This window comes from Limnohabitans sp. DM1 (genome assembly GCF_001269385.1).
Classification (GTDB): domain Bacteria; phylum Pseudomonadota; class Gammaproteobacteria; order Burkholderiales; family Burkholderiaceae_C; genus Limnohabitans_A.
On sequence record NZ_CXOO01000010.1, the window covers coordinates 242,559 to 257,251 of the forward strand.

Annotated in this window: 15 protein-coding genes; 2 read left to right on the top strand and 13 right to left on the bottom strand. The window is 57.9% G+C overall.

The genetic code is table 11. The features are described 5' to 3' along the window. Positions 1-32 precede the first annotated feature (32 nt). The 7 genes from AMM33_RS02360 to AMM33_RS02385 all read right to left on the bottom strand — a co-directional run bounded on the left by AMM33_RS02360 (position 33) and on the right by AMM33_RS02385 (position 6,795). A complete protein-coding gene (locus AMM33_RS02360) occupies positions 33-2,189 on the bottom strand; it encodes a DEAD/DEAH box helicase (protein ID WP_090138395.1) in 2,157 nt (718 codons plus the stop codon). Positions 2,190-2,202: 13 nt separating this feature from the next. Further along, positions 2,203-2,742: a hypothetical protein gene (locus AMM33_RS02365; RefSeq protein ID WP_090138396.1), complete on the bottom strand. Its 540-nt coding sequence runs from the start codon at positions 2,740-2,742 to the stop codon at positions 2,203-2,205. Positions 2,743-2,783: 41 nt separating this feature from the next. Beyond that, positions 2,784-3,200 carry a tellurite resistance TerB C-terminal domain-containing protein gene (locus AMM33_RS02370; RefSeq protein WP_194945184.1) on the bottom strand — a complete coding sequence of 139 codons (417 nt, stop codon included), beginning with the start codon at positions 3,198-3,200 and terminating at the stop codon, positions 2,784-2,786. Between the two features lie 34 nt (positions 3,201-3,234). After that, positions 3,235-3,705, bottom strand: coding sequence for an SEL1-like repeat protein (locus AMM33_RS21705; protein ID WP_194945185.1), 471 nt, complete (start codon positions 3,703-3,705; stop codon positions 3,235-3,237). A gap of 126 nt (positions 3,706-3,831) precedes the next feature. Continuing rightward, a complete protein-coding gene (locus tag AMM33_RS02375) occupies positions 3,832-4,035 on the bottom strand; it encodes a BREX system ATP-binding domain-containing protein (RefSeq protein WP_228767903.1) in 204 nt (67 codons plus the stop codon). Positions 4,036-4,050: 15 nt separating this feature from the next. Next, positions 4,051-5,481, bottom strand: a complete 1,431-nt coding sequence (locus AMM33_RS02380; protein ID WP_090138402.1) for an InlB B-repeat-containing protein — start codon at positions 5,479-5,481, stop codon at positions 4,051-4,053. Positions 5,482-5,502: 21 nt separating this feature from the next. Then, on the bottom strand, positions 5,503-6,795 hold the full coding sequence (locus AMM33_RS02385) for an ATP-binding protein (protein ID WP_090138757.1): 1,293 nt from the start codon (positions 6,793-6,795) through the stop codon (positions 5,503-5,505). 176 nt (positions 6,796-6,971) lie between these two features. Here AMM33_RS02385 and AMM33_RS02390 point away from each other — a divergent pair, with 176 nt between their 5' ends. Then, complete coding sequence (locus tag AMM33_RS02390; protein ID WP_228767904.1) at positions 6,972-7,316, top strand: hypothetical protein; 345 nt, start codon at positions 6,972-6,974, stop codon at positions 7,314-7,316. 149 nt (positions 7,317-7,465) lie between these two features. Continuing rightward, positions 7,466-8,692, top strand: coding sequence for an MgtC/SapB family protein (locus AMM33_RS02395; RefSeq protein WP_090138404.1), 1,227 nt, complete (start codon positions 7,466-7,468; stop codon positions 8,690-8,692). 76 nt (positions 8,693-8,768) lie between these two features. On the opposite strand, the gene AMM33_RS02400 is transcribed toward AMM33_RS02395, so the two are convergent. Genes AMM33_RS02400 through AMM33_RS02425 form a run of 6 tightly spaced genes read right to left on the bottom strand, consistent with a single transcriptional unit; the run spans position 8,769 to position 14,656 of the window. Beyond that, positions 8,769-9,701 (bottom strand): electron transfer flavoprotein subunit alpha/FixB family protein, encoded by a 933-nt coding sequence (locus AMM33_RS02400; RefSeq protein ID WP_090138406.1) that lies wholly within the window; start codon positions 9,699-9,701, stop codon positions 8,769-8,771. A gap of 17 nt (positions 9,702-9,718) precedes the next feature. Further along, complete coding sequence (locus AMM33_RS02405) at positions 9,719-10,474, bottom strand: electron transfer flavoprotein subunit beta/FixA family protein (RefSeq protein WP_090138408.1); 756 nt, start codon at positions 10,472-10,474, stop codon at positions 9,719-9,721. Positions 10,475-10,492: 18 nt separating this feature from the next. Further along, positions 10,493-11,680 (bottom strand): acyl-CoA dehydrogenase, encoded by a 1,188-nt coding sequence (locus AMM33_RS02410; RefSeq protein ID WP_090138410.1) that lies wholly within the window; start codon positions 11,678-11,680, stop codon positions 10,493-10,495. Positions 11,681-11,708: 28 nt separating this feature from the next. Continuing rightward, positions 11,709-12,869: an acyl-CoA dehydrogenase family protein gene (locus tag AMM33_RS02415; protein ID WP_090138412.1), complete on the bottom strand. Its 1,161-nt coding sequence runs from the start codon at positions 12,867-12,869 to the stop codon at positions 11,709-11,711. A gap of 13 nt (positions 12,870-12,882) precedes the next feature. Next, on the bottom strand, positions 12,883-13,659 hold the full coding sequence (locus tag AMM33_RS02420; RefSeq protein WP_090138414.1) for an enoyl-CoA hydratase: 777 nt from the start codon (positions 13,657-13,659) through the stop codon (positions 12,883-12,885). Between the two features lie 13 nt (positions 13,660-13,672). Next, on the bottom strand, positions 13,673-14,656 hold the full coding sequence (locus AMM33_RS02425; RefSeq protein WP_090138416.1) for a Bug family tripartite tricarboxylate transporter substrate binding protein: 984 nt from the start codon (positions 14,654-14,656) through the stop codon (positions 13,673-13,675). Between the last annotated feature and the right edge of the window lie 37 nt (positions 14,657-14,693).

Sequence of the window (14,693 nt, forward strand, 5' to 3'; positions counted from 1 at the left end):
CAAGCAAAGAACGCCCAACTAAACGCAGGCAGTCAGTGCGCAGAGCTTTCGTGCAGGTGGATGCTTAGCGCATGGGCTGCATCCAATTCAAGCGCTCGGCTTGTATATCCAGCCAAAAACAGCTCATCAGGCAGCACCCAGTCCCATTTTTCGGTATTTGGCACATCTTTCCGCGTGAATAATTGTGCTGCTGTGGGGCAAGGTTGGGCTGCAATTTGCGCAATGGCCGATGTCACCATGTCCACGCTAGCGTGTTTCACGGTGATGCAAATGCCATCATTGCGCGCTTGCAGCCCTTGGTGTTTCAGCAGTGCGACCAATGAGTTTTGAACCGCGTCGCCCTGCCACACAAAAAGGTAAACCGTGTCGCCTTCCACCACACAAAATTCACGATCCAATTGCAAATTCAGATATTGCTTGCGCGCATCTTGCAGCAGCAAGCGTGCGTTGGCATCCAGCCAAACCGGCATGTGCTGACTGGCCAGCACCGCTTTCATTTCTGCCCTCACCCTGATGTGAACCGGTAGGCCTTGCCCACCGGTTCGCGGCAGCCTACCCATGCTGGACGGCTGCAAATCCACCAAGCGCTTTTCGTGGTCAATGCGATCAATTGCCCAGCGTCGTCCGGCAAACGTGATCACGTCACCGCTTTGGTTTGATGCGGGCAATGGCAAGGTGCCCAGTTCTTTGCCACCCTGACGCAGCCGGTATTCCTGCGAATCAGGGAACGCCGCATAAAACGTGTAGTGGTTCACCAACCGTTCGCCCAACTCGCCGTGAAGCAACAGCCGATTGGCGTCTTGCATCAGCAGTTTTTTGGCTGCCATGGCCCGCAGCAGAGCAATGAAATCGCCCTGTGTCACGCCCCGGAATGGGCCGGTTTGGCACAAACGCTCATAAGCCATCACCGCCGTGATGCCATGGCATTCGCCCACCAGACTCAGCACCTGTTGCACCAGGGTTGAGTAATCCAGCTCACCTACTCGGGGCGGCTCATACCACTTGGCCAAAAAGAGCTGAATCACCGCCACCGCCTGCACCAGATCGGCTTGCAAGCTCTCGGCGCAATCCATGCCAGGGCCATGCGCTTTGGCAATGCAGTATTGCCACAGCACAGCAGCTTCGCCTTCGCGCCGCCCAGCCCGTCCGATGCGCTGGCACAGGCTGGCCACCGTTTGTGGCGGGCCAATTTGCACCACGCCTTTGATGGTACCAATGTCTATGCCCATTTCCAGCGTGGTGGTGCAAATGGCGCTCACGGGCAGGGGGCCGCGCTTGAGTTCGGCTTCGGTTTCTTCTCGTTCACTTTTGGCCAAACGCCCGTGGTGTGGAAAAAACGTGACCGGCAACCCCGCCGCTTCGCACCGCTTGCGCAGCGCGTCGGCGTAAAACTCCACCAGCCCCACCCCAGCCGGAAACACCAAGTGGTTGGCACCGCGAAGGCGCTCAAACAACTCGTCGGCAATCAGCCAATGGGGGTCTTGGTCGGTTTCGGTCAGGGTGGCAGGCGGGCAAACCGCCTTCAGTGCCAGTTGCAAGTGCCGCTTTTCGCCCGCAGAAGTCACCACCTGCACCGCTTGGCCTTGCCCTGGGCGCAAAAAGTCTGCCGCCAAACCCATATCACCCAGCGTGGCCGACAAGCCAATGCGCCGCACGCGCCGCGCCAGTTGGCATTCAAGCCGGTGCAACAGGCTTTGCAGCTGCCGCCCCCGCACATTGCCAATGAAGGCATGCAGTTCGTCAACCACCACGGCTTCGATTGCTCCAAACAGGCCACGCACCTCACCGCCCCGGCGAAACATGAGCGCCTCTAGCGACTCGGGCGTGATCAGCACCACACCTCGCGGGTTGGCAAAAAACCGCTTGCGGCTGGTTTGCCCCACATCCCCGTGCCAGGGGTAAACGGGAATGTCCATGCCCTCGCAAAACACCTGCAACCGCTCCACTTGGTCGTTGATCAGCGCTTTGACGGGGGCCACATACAACACCACACCCGCACCACCCCACAAGCGCGTGAGCAAAGGCAAGAAAGCCGCCTCTGTTTTGCCCGACGCCGTGGCAGCCGACACGATCACATCTGCCTGCGTATCCAGAATCAGCGGCATGGCCGCCAGTTGGTTGTCGCGCAGACCCTTCCAGCCCAGGCGCCATAAAGCCTGCTGCAAGGGTGGGGCCAAACGTTCAAACATAGCGACTATTTATTTAAATTGACGTGTGATGATCATCCAATGCAAAGGCCCTCTCCCCGGCTTTTCTGTGAATAAATATTTTTATCTCCGATTTAAATTTATCACCAACAAATTCTGCCGCAGCCCCACCTTTTTCAAGCGCATTATCACCATAAATAAGGTATATACAAAATTTAAAATTATGACTTTCCTTGAGTTTAATTAGTTTATTAATATCACTTTTAATGTCACGCCTTTTAGCATCTGAAGATTTAACCTCCATAGCAAGCAAATTTTCCTCAACATTCCCAGGCGAATGTATCAAAAAATCTGGTTTTATGCGATTCAACGCACTACGCTCATATAAACTGCTGCCACTTTTATCATATTCACCATAAAACCCCATAGTTAAATCACATTTCAACTTCAATCTGATTTGGTGATACAACTCATAACAGTAAATTCTCTCACGATAAACCGATTTTATGTAATCATCCACAATAATTTTTGTTGAAAAATACTGCCTTGAAATATTTTCAGTAGCAGCCACTAATATGTCATAAAATTTATTCATAATTTCAATCCAATAATTTTCAAGCGTGCATTTAAAAATTATTACAACACCGCCAGCACTTGCAGCAACACCCCACGCTGCACGGTGACGGTGCCGGAGGCTTCATCCAGCGCAGGTTCTCCTGCCATGTCAAATGCTCGTTCGTTCACGTCGTCTATCAAAGCGCTGGGCATCAAGCCCAGCGGGAGCAGCTTTTGCCGTAACACAGTCAGAGGGACGCTGTTTTGGGTACACAGCCAAGCCAGCACTTCGGGCAAGGTTTGTGTGGGCCAATCGGACACCTCAGGTGTAGCTTCGTTTTCCTCTGCCGGCAGATGCTCTTTGACATATTCCTCATAACATCGAAATTCAGATGTCCATTCGTTGTAACGAGATACAGACATCTTATCTTTATGCTCCGAAATAATTTCCTCATATTTCTTCAAAACTTTATCGAAAATTACCAAAGAAAATTTCACAAATAAATTATGAAATAAGGCCAAATTATACTCATCACGTTTTCCGCACAACACAAATGGCACCGACTGGGTAACTGAAAAAAGCTAGGGTGTCTAACTTATCACTATCCAACCACGCACTGATGCCATTTTCTTTTTCTATAATTTTTTCCGCACAAAGAATAAAGCATTTTCTTGCATTCATTTCATCCTGCAATTCGCCTGCATAAATATAAGCCAACGCGTAATACGCCCAAACACTACCCAAACTCCCAGCACGAATATAACAATCAATAGCCTTTTTATAATTTCCAGAAAATTCGCTATCGACAAATGGACCGCCATTTTCATATATATCACCCATAAGAAGATATGCATCGATAGAGTTCAGACTAGCTGATTTCTTCAAGAGACGCATTGCCTCTCTCTCATTTTTCGGATATCTTCCCCATGCAAAGCTATAGTTTGCAGCTTCAGAATATAAACATTCTGCCTCGGAGGTTAAATTTGAAATGGAGTCTGACATTTTTATCCTATTTAAAGAACTTTTTTCAATATTAAAGTTTTGAATTCGATAATTGCAGAAGCGGTGGGATTTAATTTTCGATGGTGTAATCGGCGCACATCCCGCAGCAATTTAAATCGTTTCAGTTCAAATAATCAAATCCGACAATTCGTCGCCGGAATGGGTGGTCTCTGGGGCTTTCGCCATATCAACTTGCGTTTGCTGCAATAGCGCCTGCCACGCCGCCGCAGGGTTTTGTTCTAGCACCGCCAGCAAGCCAATGAATGCCGTGATGGTGGTGTACGGGGTGCGAAAGGTGGCAACGCCCATGCGATGTTCGTAGGTCTGCATGAAGGCGGGCATGGCTCACATCACCGCCAAAACTTGCAACAACACGCCGCGCTGCACGGTAACGGTGCCGTTGGCTTCGTCCAGCGCGGGTTCGCCCGCTACGTCAAATGCGCGTTCGTTGACGTCGTCCATTAAAGCGCTGGGCATCAAGCCCAGCGGCAGAAGCTTTTGCCGCAACACAGCCAGAGGGACGCTGTTTTGGGTGCACAGCCAAGCCAGCACCTCGGGCAAGGTTTGTGTTGACGCAGCGGCTGGCTGTGGTGCTGCGGTGGGGGGCGCATTCAGTCGGCCCAGGGCTTCTTGCAAACTCTTTTCAAGCAGTTGCATGCGTGCGGTCAGCTCGGCCTGAGCGGCAATAGCGCCGCTGTCGGGGCTGTTTTCTTGTGCTGCGGCCAAAGGCTCAAGGCCAGCCTTTACCAGCGTGAGCACTTGTTTGTATGCATCCGTGCACCGAAACGTGAAGGTCAGCCGCTGTGCAGGCTTACTCTGCAACATCGTTATGTGCAAGTGCTCGCCCAGCGCAATTTTTGCCAACTGACGCCGGTCAAAAGCCAAACCCATTTTGCGGAAGGTGCCCGCCCGCAGCGTTGCGCCTTTTTCGCCATCAATCATTCCCTTCACCCAGGTGGCTTGCTCTATCTCTTCGCCCTTTAGCGTCACAACACTGGCCAGCGGAATATCAAGCTGAATTTGCTGGTCGCTGCGGTTGCTGACGGTGAACAGAAAAACGGTTACTTGGCCGTTTTGGGTATCACCACACGTGGTGCCGTCAAACACCACCGCAATATCGGTTTCAGGAACTTGTACCCGGTTGAATGTGGCGGTCACAGCCAAGTGCGAGTTCACCGTGATTTTGCGGGTGGCGTCCAGCCCTTCAGCCAGGTCGCCGCCCCAACCGTCAAACACGCACCCCTCGTCCGATTGAGCGGTCAACTCCACCTCGCTGCCCCGCCAAAGCACCTGCTTGTTAGGAAGCACCAAGCCACTGCCTGTGCCTGCGTATGTCACGTTCAGGTCAAATGTAGGCAGCGGCCGAAATTCAGCCTGAACCTCACGGTTTGAATTCATCACAACGTTGCATACAGAACCTGAACCAGATGCACCGTGCCACTGCAGAAACTCGTGCCCCTCTTCGGGTAACGCGGTCAGCGTAACAGTGCTACCGGCCTCGTATACATTGGAAAGATCACTGCGCTTGATCTGGCCTTTGCCTCGGGTTGATACGGTGAGTAAGTACGACGAGAAAACTGCCACAACCTTGGTTAAATGTTGCGGATTGACATTGCATACGCTGAATGCACCAAGAGATGAGAGTCCTACTCCTTCCCACCTGATAAAAGAAGCACCACTGCTTGGTATTGCACGTAGCTGAATTGCTGGGCCAACCCGCGCAGGTGTTTGTACAACCGTGCCGCGCCCAATTATTTCAACATCAATCTCTGTCATTTCAACGTACCTGAATGGTATTTAGATAATCAAACCCGACAATTCGTCACCGTAATTTGTGCCCTCTGGGGCTTTCGCTATATCAACTTGCGTTTGCTGCAATAACTCCTGCCACGCCGCCCCAGGGTTTTGTTCCAGCACCGCCAGCAAGCCAATGAATGCCGTGATGGTGGTACGCGGGGTGCGAAAGGTGGCTTCGCCAATACGTTGTTCGCAGTGCTGCATGAAGGCAGGGATGGCTTCTGGGGGCAGGTGGGTGTGGTCGGGTTGCCCGTGCTGGTAAACCGCCTGCACTTTGTGCAGCAGCGCCATGAAGTGTTCGCGCCCAAGCGCGCCCAGGCGCAACACGGGACCGGTCATGTCCACCCAGTCGCCTCGCGCAAAGGGGTTGTCGGCCAGGCGCGATTGCAGCGCTGGGTAGCTGTACAGGCCCCGCCGTGGGTCCAGCAGTAGCTCGGGTGTGCCACCCAGCAGCACGCCCAGCCCTTGGGCGGTGCCCTGCTCCAAGTCGTTGAGGATGCGCAGTATTTGTTCGTAGTTGTTGTTGCGGGCCTGGCTGTTGGCGAGTTTGTACAGGTTGACCAGCTCGTCAATGCACACCAGCAAGCCCTGGTAGCCCGCCAGCCGGCTAAACGTGGCCATGAGCTTGAGCTGGTCGTAAACGGCGGCATCGTCAATGATTTCGCGCACGCCCAGGGCTTTGCGGGCATCGGTCTTGGCGGTGAATTCGCCGCGCAGCCAACGTATGGCGCTGTCTTTCAGTGTGTCGTTGCCTGTTTCATAAGCACGCCAATACGCGGCAATGACGGTGGCAAAGTCGTAGCCCATGACCAGCTCACTCAGCAGTGCCAGCTTTTCGTGAATGACGGCTTCGGGCTTGGCCCCGGTTTGCCGGGCTTGCGCCACGGCGGTGGTGATGAACTTTTCGACCACAGTAGACAACGCGCCGCCGTCTGGCTTGACGCGGGTGGTCAGGTTTTTCATCAACTCGGCATACAAGCTGCGCGCTTCGCCGCCAGTGGCGTGCAGGCGGCGGCTGGGGTTGAGGTCGGCGTGGGCCACCACGAGTTGGCGTTCCATGGCGCTGCCGCGCACCACGTTCATGAAAAAGGTTTTGCCAGCACCGTATTCACCCACCACCAGTTTGAAAACGCTGCCCCCGCTGGCTATGCGGTCCAGGCTGGTTTCCATCGCGGCCACTTCGGCGTCCCGGCCCACTTGTATGTGTTTGGCGCCCAGCAGCGGCGTGACACCGGCGCGAAGGGATTGGATCAATGCATCGCGCTCACGCGGGCGCAGGACGGATGGGTTCATGGTTTTTGCTAGACGGTGGGCGACAGGGGGCATGATTTGTGTTCAAGACTTCGACGCCACACATAAAAGTACAAGAAATACAACCAAATATTTCCAAAGTATGGCATAGGTTTTAATCATCCGAAGACTCCGCATCTGGGTCTGCTTGGAGGCTGGAGTCGGGCAAGTTGGCAGCGATGGCTGCGAGTCAGCCCCTGGCCGTTCAGGATGACTTCCCCTTGGCGCAAGTCACCTTCTTAGAACACCTACAAATCCCGCGTGTCTTGCTGGTGCGAGGCAAGATCAGCGCCATTGCGGCTGAACGGTCTGAACACGCGCTGGCCTGCGCCCGCGAACTGCTCGAAGCGTCGGAACTGCGCCTCACGGCAGGGGCCACATCGCCGCACCAACAGGTCATCGTGATGCGGGTGCTGGCACCGGTGACCGAACCCGCCATGCAATTGCTCAGGCAGGTGTGGGCTGTTTGGCGGCGTGAGATGTGGGGATTGCCGGGCACTTACCCTCGGCTTTGGCATGTGTGAACCCTGAGTTTTTTGCACCCGAGCCCCATTGCAACCAGCTTTAACAGGGCACAGGCACATGATCCAAGGCCTTGTTCAATCAGAAAGTGATCTGGATCACTGTTAGGCGCTGAGCATCATGGTCAGATGCGAATGATGTTTCTTTTGTCATGAACACCCCTGCACATTGGATCGGCTTGCTGACCGCCCTGGGGGCGGGCTTGCTGATCGGTGTGGTGCGCGAGCGCCGGCACGAGCCCCATGTCACCAAGGCTGGTACGCGGACACACGCGCTGGTAGCAATGCTCGGCTATGTGAGTTGGAGTTTGGGCACCTGGCCTTTTGTGGCCACGGTCTTGGTGATCGGTGCGCTGGTGATCGGAGGTTATCAGGCCACCGCCCGAAGCGATCCTGGCCAGACGGGCGAGGTGGCATTGCTGGTGACACTGATGTTGTCGGCGCTTGCGCAGCAAAATCCGAGCTTGTCTGCCGCTTTGGGCGTGCTGGCTGCCGCATTGCTGCATGCCAAACAAGCTTCGCAGCACATCAGCCGTGTTCTGATCACGGATCAAGAGTTGCAAGACGCCCTCATCCTGGCTGCCGCAGCACTGGTCGTGATGCCGCTGCTGTCAGACCAAGCGATGGACCCCTGGGGTGTGCTGCAACCCACCACGCTGTGGCGCATCGTGGTGTTGGTCATGGCGGTCGGCATGCTGGGCCACGTCGCACAACGTGCGCTGGGGGGTCCTTGGGGTATGCCACTGGCGGCATTTTTTTCGGGTTTTGTGTCCTCCACCGCTGTGGTCGTCAGCACGGGGCAGCGCGTGCGGTCAGGGCAAAGCGATGCAATGCCCGCAGCAGCTTGTGCCCTGCTGGCCAATCTGGCGTCGTTGGCGCTGTTTGCCGGGGTGCTGGGGGCTGCCTCACCGCCCCTGCTGGTGGCCATGCGCTGGCCACTGGTCTTGGCAGGCCTGGGCTTGCTACTGGTAGTGTTGCTCGCCTTGCGTCGCATCGAAGGGGATGGTGCCAAGACCCCAACAGGGCGTGCCTTCAAGCTCACCCATGCCGTGGGCATGGCCAGCATCATTGCCTTGATGTCCTTGCTCGCCGCTTGGCTGCAAAACGTTTTTGGCGATGTGGGCGTATTGGTGGCTGCCTTGTGCGTCGCTTGGGTGGAAGTGCATGCTGCCGCCGCCAGCATTGCGCAGCTGATTCAGTCAGGCGGCATGGCGCCTGAATGGGCGCACTGGGCACTGGTGGCCGTTCTGGCCTCCAGCGCAGTGGCCAAAACTGCCTTGGCGATGGCCAGCGGCGGGATTCGCTACGGCCTGACCGTAGGAATTGGATTCGGGGTCATGGTGGCGGGCGGCGCGGTGGGCGTGATGTGGTTTGTCTGAATTGAACCAGCAGGCTTGCGAGGGATGAGGGTCTGCGAAAGGCTGTTATGTAGCCAATGACCGCTTTCGTAGTGGTTTAGACCTGCTGTACGAGTTCAGGCACAGCCGCAAACAAGTCGGCTTCGAGGCCAAAGTCGGCCACGCTGAAGATAGGCGCTTCTGGATCCTTGTTGATCGCCACGATCACCTTGGAATCCTTCATGCCCGCCAAGTGCTGGATCGCACCCGAAATGCCACAAGCCACATACAACTGAGGTGCGACGATTTTGCCGGTCTGCCCCACCTGCAGGTCGTTGGCGGCGTAACCAGCATCGACTGCAGCGCGGCTGGCACCAATGGCGGCGCCCAGCTTATCGGCCAGCGGCGTCATCACTTCGTTGAACTTCTCCGAGCTGCCCAAAGCGCGGCCGCCGGAGACGATGATCTTGGCAGCGGTCAACTCGGGTCGGTCGTTCTTGGAGATCTCGCTGCGCGTGAAGCTGCTCTTGCCGCTGTCGGCTTGGGCTGATGCGCTTTCCACCGCGGCGCTGCCACCTGTAGCGGCTGCGGCGTCAAAGCCGGTGGTGCGCACGGTGATGACTTTGGTGGCATCCAGGCTTTGCACCGTGGCCATGGCGTTACCCGCGTAGATAGGACGCTCAAAAGTGTCGGCAGAGATGACTTGCGTGACATCGCTGATTTGGCCCACGTCCAGCTTGGCGGCCACGCGAGGCGCCACGTTTTTGCCTGCAGCAGTGGCGGGGAAGAGGATGTGGCTGTAGTTGGCAGCAATCGCCAGCACCTGGGCGGCGACGTTTTCCGCCAAACCATGAGCCAAGGCTTCACTGTCGGCGTGGATCACTTTGGTCACACCTGCGATTTGGGCGGCGGCTTGCGCAGCAGCGGCGGCGTTGTGGCCCGCCACCAGCACATGCACATCACCACCGCAAGCCGCGGCAGCGGTCACGGTGTTCAGGGTGGCGCCTTTGATGGAGGCGTTGTCGTGTTCGGCAATAACGAGAGAAGTCATGAGATTTCCTTGGATGGTCAGATGACCTTGGCCACGTTTTTCAATTTATCCACCAGCGTGGCGACATCGGGCACCTTGATGCCAGCGCTGCGCTTGGCAGGCTCGGCCACTTTGAGGGTCTTGATGCGGGGGGCCACATCGACGCCCAAGTCTTCAGGCTTGAAGGTGTCGAGCTGCTTTTTCTTGGCCTTCATGATGTTGGGCAAGGTCACGTAGCGTGGTTCATTCAGGCGCAGGTCGGTGGTCACTACCGCAGGCAGGCTGATGCTGAGCACTTCCAGGCCTCCGTCAATCTCGCGGGTCACTTGGGCCTTGCCATCCACGATCTCGACCTTGGAGGCAAAGGTGGCTTGGGGCAGATCGGCCAGCGCCGCCAGCATCTGGCCAGTCTGGTTGCAGTCGTCGTCAATCGCTTGTTTGCCCAGGATGATCAGACCGGGTTGCTCTTTGTCCACCAAGGCCTTGAGCAGCTTGGCCACAGCCAGGGGCTGCAAGTCCAAATCAGCGGGGGTCTCAACCAAGATGCCGCGATCGGCACCAATGGCCATGGCCGTGCGCAGGGTTTCCTGGCACTGGGCCACGCCGCAAGACACCGCGATCACTTCGGTTGCCAGACCTTTTTCTTTCAGGCGCACAGCTTCTTCGACCGCAATTTCGTCAAAGGGGTTCATGCTCATCTTGACGTTGGCGATGTCCACGCCGGAACCATCGGACTTGACACGGACCTTGACGTTGTAGTCCACCACCCGTTTGACGGGAACGAGAATTTTCATGGCTCGACTCCGTGTGAATCAGTTAGCGAAAGCCGGGATACCCGTGATGGCACGGCCCAGGATCAGGGCGTGCACGTCGTGTGTGCCTTCGTACGTGTTGACCACTTCCAGGTTCACCAGGTGGCGGGCCACGCCGTATTCGGCGCTGATGCCATTGCCGCCCATCATGTCGCGCGCCAGGCGGGCGATGTCCAGGGCCTTGCCGCAGCTGTTGCGCTTGAGGATGGAGGTCACTTCGACCGGGGCGTTGCCCGCGTCCTTCATGCGGCCCAATGCCAGACAGCCTTGTAGGCCCATGCTGATTTCGGTCAGCATGTCGGCCAGTTTCTTCTGGATCAGCTGGTTGGCGGCCAGGGGGCGACCAAACTGCTGGCGGTCCATCACGTACTGTCGGGCACGGGCGTAGCAGTCTTCAGCAGCGCCCAAGGCGCCCCAGGCGATGCCGTAGCGGGCGCTGTTCAGGCAAGTGAAGGGGCCTTTCAAGCCACGCACTTCAGGGAAGGCGTTTTCTTCGGGGCAAAACACCTCGTCCATGACGATCTCGCCGGTGATAGAAGCACGCAGACCGACCTTGCCGTGAACGGCGGGTGCGGACAAGCCTTTCCAGCCTTTTTCCAAAATGAAGCCACGGATCTGGCCGCCATCGTCCTTGGCCCAGACCACGAACACGTCGGCAATGGGGCTGTTGGTGATCCACATCTTGGCACCGCTGATGCTGTAGCCGCCGTCGACCTTTTTGGCGCGGGTGATCATGCTGCCGGGGTCGGAGCCGTGATTGGGTTCAGTCAGTCCGAAGCAGCCGATCCACTCGCCACGGGCCAGCTTGGGCAGGTATTTTTGTTTTTGGGCTTCGGTGCCGAAGTCGTTGATCGGCACCATCACGAGGGACGACTGCACGCTCATCATGGAGCGGTACCCGCTGTCCACGCGCTCGACCTCGCGAGCCACCAGGCCGTAGCAGACGTAGTTCAGGCCTGCGCCGCCGTACTGCTCGGGGATGGTCGGGCCCAAGAGGCCCAGCTCGCCCATCTCGCGGAAGATGGACACGTCGGTGGTTTCATTCAGAAACGCGTCTTTCACGCGGGGCAGCAGCTTTTCCTGGCAATAGGCGCGGGCGGCTTCCTGCACCTGACGCTCGTCTTCGGTGAGCTGGGCGCTGAGGTTGAAGGGATCTTCCCAGTTGAAGGTGTTTTTAGGGTTGGCCATATGAGTTCGCAGGGTTAAAGGTCAGGTGTCAGACCGCGCGCAACAGTTCGCGGCCGATGATGATTTGCTGCACCTGCGTGGTGCCTTCGTACAGGCGCAGCAGGCGGGCGTCACGGTAAAAGCGCTCGACCGGGTATTCGTTGATGTAGCCTGCCCCTCCGTGGATCTGCACGCCGCGGTCGGCCACGCGGCCCACCATCTCGGTGGAGAACAGCTTGGCGCATGACACCTGCATCGAAATTTCGGGGTCGGACACATGCGGCGGCTTGAGGTCAAAGCGTGCGGCCACGTCCTTGACCAGCGACCAACCCGCCAGCAGCTCGGCTTGGCTGTCAGCCAGCATGGCCTGGATCAGTTGGAACTCGCCAATTGGTTTGCCAAACTGTTTGCGGTCGCGGGCGTAGGTGAGGGCTTCGTCCAGGATGCGCGAGGCCAGTCCGCAGGAGACGGCCGAGATGTTCAGGCGCCCACGGTCCAGCACTTTCATGGCGGTCTTGAAGCCTTGGCCGGGCACGCCGCCGATGATGTTGGCGGCGGGCACGCGCACATTCTCCAGAATCACGTCGCAGGTCTTGGTGCCGCGTTGGCCCATTTTCTTGTCGGGCTTGCCCAGCTTGATGCCCGGCAGATCGGCCGGCACGATGAAGGCCGACACGCCACTGGCCCCCGGGCCGCCGGTGCGCGCCATCAGGGTGAAGGCCCCGGCACGTGGTGCGTTGGTGATGTAGCGCTTGGTGCCGCTTAGCACATAGTGGTCGCCGTCGAGTTCGGCGCGGGTCTTGAGCGATGCGGCGTCCGTGCCGACATCGGGTTCGGTCAGTGCGAAGGACATGATCAGCTCGCCGCTGGCCACGCGGGGCAGGTAGGCGGCTTTTTGCTCGGGCGTGCCGTCCATCAGGATGCCTTGCGAGCCGATGCCGATGTTGGTGCCAAAGACCGAGCGGAAGGCGGGCGCGGTGCGGCCGAGCTCGTAGTTGACCAGCACCTCTTGGCTGACCGAAAGACCAATGCCGCCAAACTCCTCGGGTACGGTCAGACCAAACAGGCCCATGTCCTTCATGTCCTGAACGATGTCCAGTGGCACGTCGTCGTGCTCTTCGAGGTGGTTTTCGGCTGGGATCAAGCGCTCGCGGATGAAGCGCTGGAGGGTGGGCAGCAGGAGGTCAAAGGATTCGGAGTCGAGGGCCATGGTCAAAGTGGGGTTAACGGTGCTGGAAAACGGGTTTTCGTTTGTCGAGGAAGGCGTGCATGCCTTCATGGGCGTCGGCGCTGGCGAAGCGGGCGTGCAGCGCACGGCGCTCGAACAAAATGCCTTCTGTAAGGCTGGCCTCGTGGGCGCGGTTGACCGACTCCTTGATGGCCATCAAGGCGGGCAGCGAGTAGCCCGCAATCTGCGTGGCCAGCTTCAGCGTCACGGCCTGCAGCTCGGCATCGGGCACCACGCGCGAGACCAGGCCGTAGCGGTCGGCTTCATCGGCATTCAGCATGCGGGCCGAGAGGCACATGTCCATGGCTTTGGCTTTGCCGATGGCGCGCGGCAGGCGTTGGGTGCCACCTGCACCGGGCAGCATCGCCAGCTTGATCTCGGGCAGGGCAAACTGCGCCGACTCGGCCGCGATCACGATGTCGCAGGCCAGGGCCAACTCGCAGCCGCCGCCCATGGCGTAGCCCGCCACGGCCGCAATCACCGGCTTGCGTACTTGACGAATGGTTTCCCAGTTGCGGGTGATGAAGCCACTTTGGAACACATCCATGTAGGACCAGTCGGCCATCACGGCGATGTCGGCACCGGCGGCAAAAGCCTTGTCGCTGCCGGTGATGACGATGGCGCCGATGTCCGGGTCAGCATCCAGACTCAGCAGCGCATGGCCCAGCGCGTCCATCAAGGCGTCGTTGAGCGCATTGAGCTGGGCGGGACGGTTCAGGGTGATGACACCGACACGTCCGTGCCGAGTGCTCAGGATGGGGGACTCGGACATCTTGCGCTCCTGCTTACTCGACGGTGATTTTCTGGTCGCGGATCAAAGCGCCCAGGACTTTGCCTTCGTTGGCCAGCAGCGCCTTGAATTCGGCCGTGTCCAGCGAAACGTTCTCGCCGCCCAGATCGGCGTAGCGGGCCTTCAGTGTGGGCGATGCCAAGGCCTTGGCGACCTCACGGTTCAAACGGCCGATGACGTCTGCAGGTGTGCCATTGGGCGCCCACATGCCAAACCAGATGTCCAGATTGGCCCCTTTGAAACCTTGCTCAGCCACGGTGGGCACATCGGGGAAAAATGGGGAGCGCTTCTCGCTCACCACCGCCAGCAATTTGACCTTGCCCGTGCGGATGTGCGGGAAAGCAATGCCCGGGTCGCACACCATGTCGGCTTGACCTGCCAGAACGTCTTGCAGTGCCGGTGCGGCCCCTTTGTAGGGCACGTGCAGGATGTTGGTGCCGGTGGCCTGTTTGAACAGTTCGCAAGCCAGGTGGGGGGGCGTGCCAGCACCGGCTGAGGCGTAGGCCAATTTTCCGGACTTGGCCTGTGCGACCAGTTCGCGCACATCTTTGGCTGTACTTTGTGGCTTGGTCACCAAATACATTTGCGATTTACCGATGCCACTGACCGGGGTGAGGTCGCGGGAGGGCAGCAAGTTGGATTTGATCAGGTGCGGGTTGACGGTTTCTACCGATGTGGGTGAGATGAACAAGGTGTGACCATCAGGGGTTGCGCGAGCGACCTCTGCGGCTGCAATGTTGCCGCTGGCACCGGGCTTGTTGTCAATGACGACAGACTGGCCCAAGCTTTCGGTCAAGCCTTGAGCGACCAGCCGTGCCATGGCATCGGTTGTTCCACCGGGGGCAAAACCCACCACGATGCGGATGGGTTTACTGGGCCAACTTTGGGCGTGACTGATGCCGCTGACACAAAGGCCAAGAAGTGAGAGGCTTGCGACCGCCAAAGTGCGGCGCAGTGTGAAGCGTGGTGCGGATGTCATGATTTGTCTCCTGATGGGGTGGTTGAAAGTTGAGCGC

Excerpts from the sequence above, each read along its gene's own strand:
- AMM33_RS02360 (WP_090138395.1), bottom strand. The coding sequence starts at position 2,189 with ATGTTTGAACGTTTGGCCCCACCCTTGCAGCAGGCTTTATGGCGCCTG.
- AMM33_RS02365 (WP_090138396.1), bottom strand. The coding sequence starts at position 2,742 with ATGAATAAATTTTATGACATATTAGTGGCTGCTACTGAAAATATTTCA.
- AMM33_RS21705 (WP_194945185.1), bottom strand. The coding sequence starts at position 3,705 with ATGTCAGACTCCATTTCAAATTTAACCTCCGAGGCAGAATGTTTATAT.
- AMM33_RS02375 (WP_228767903.1), bottom strand. The coding sequence starts at position 4,035 with ATGCAGACCTACGAACATCGCATGGGCGTTGCCACCTTTCGCACCCCG.
- AMM33_RS02380 (WP_090138402.1), bottom strand. The coding sequence starts at position 5,481 with ATGACAGAGATTGATGTTGAAATAATTGGGCGCGGCACGGTTGTACAA.
- AMM33_RS02385 (WP_090138757.1), bottom strand. The coding sequence starts at position 6,795 with ATGAACCCATCCGTCCTGCGCCCGCGTGAGCGCGATGCATTGATCCAA.
- AMM33_RS02390 (WP_228767904.1), top strand. The coding sequence starts at position 6,972 with ATGGCTGCGAGTCAGCCCCTGGCCGTTCAGGATGACTTCCCCTTGGCG.
- AMM33_RS02395 (WP_090138404.1), top strand. The coding sequence starts at position 7,466 with ATGAACACCCCTGCACATTGGATCGGCTTGCTGACCGCCCTGGGGGCG.
- AMM33_RS02400 (WP_090138406.1), bottom strand. The coding sequence starts at position 9,701 with ATGACTTCTCTCGTTATTGCCGAACACGACAACGCCTCCATCAAAGGC.
- AMM33_RS02405 (WP_090138408.1), bottom strand. The coding sequence starts at position 10,474 with ATGAAAATTCTCGTTCCCGTCAAACGGGTGGTGGACTACAACGTCAAG.
- AMM33_RS02410 (WP_090138410.1), bottom strand. The coding sequence starts at position 11,680 with ATGGCCAACCCTAAAAACACCTTCAACTGGGAAGATCCCTTCAACCTC.
- AMM33_RS02415 (WP_090138412.1), bottom strand. The coding sequence starts at position 12,869 with ATGGCCCTCGACTCCGAATCCTTTGACCTCCTGCTGCCCACCCTCCAG.
- AMM33_RS02420 (WP_090138414.1), bottom strand. The coding sequence starts at position 13,659 with ATGTCCGAGTCCCCCATCCTGAGCACTCGGCACGGACGTGTCGGTGTC.
- AMM33_RS02425 (WP_090138416.1), bottom strand. The coding sequence starts at position 14,656 with ATGACATCCGCACCACGCTTCACACTGCGCCGCACTTTGGCGGTCGCA.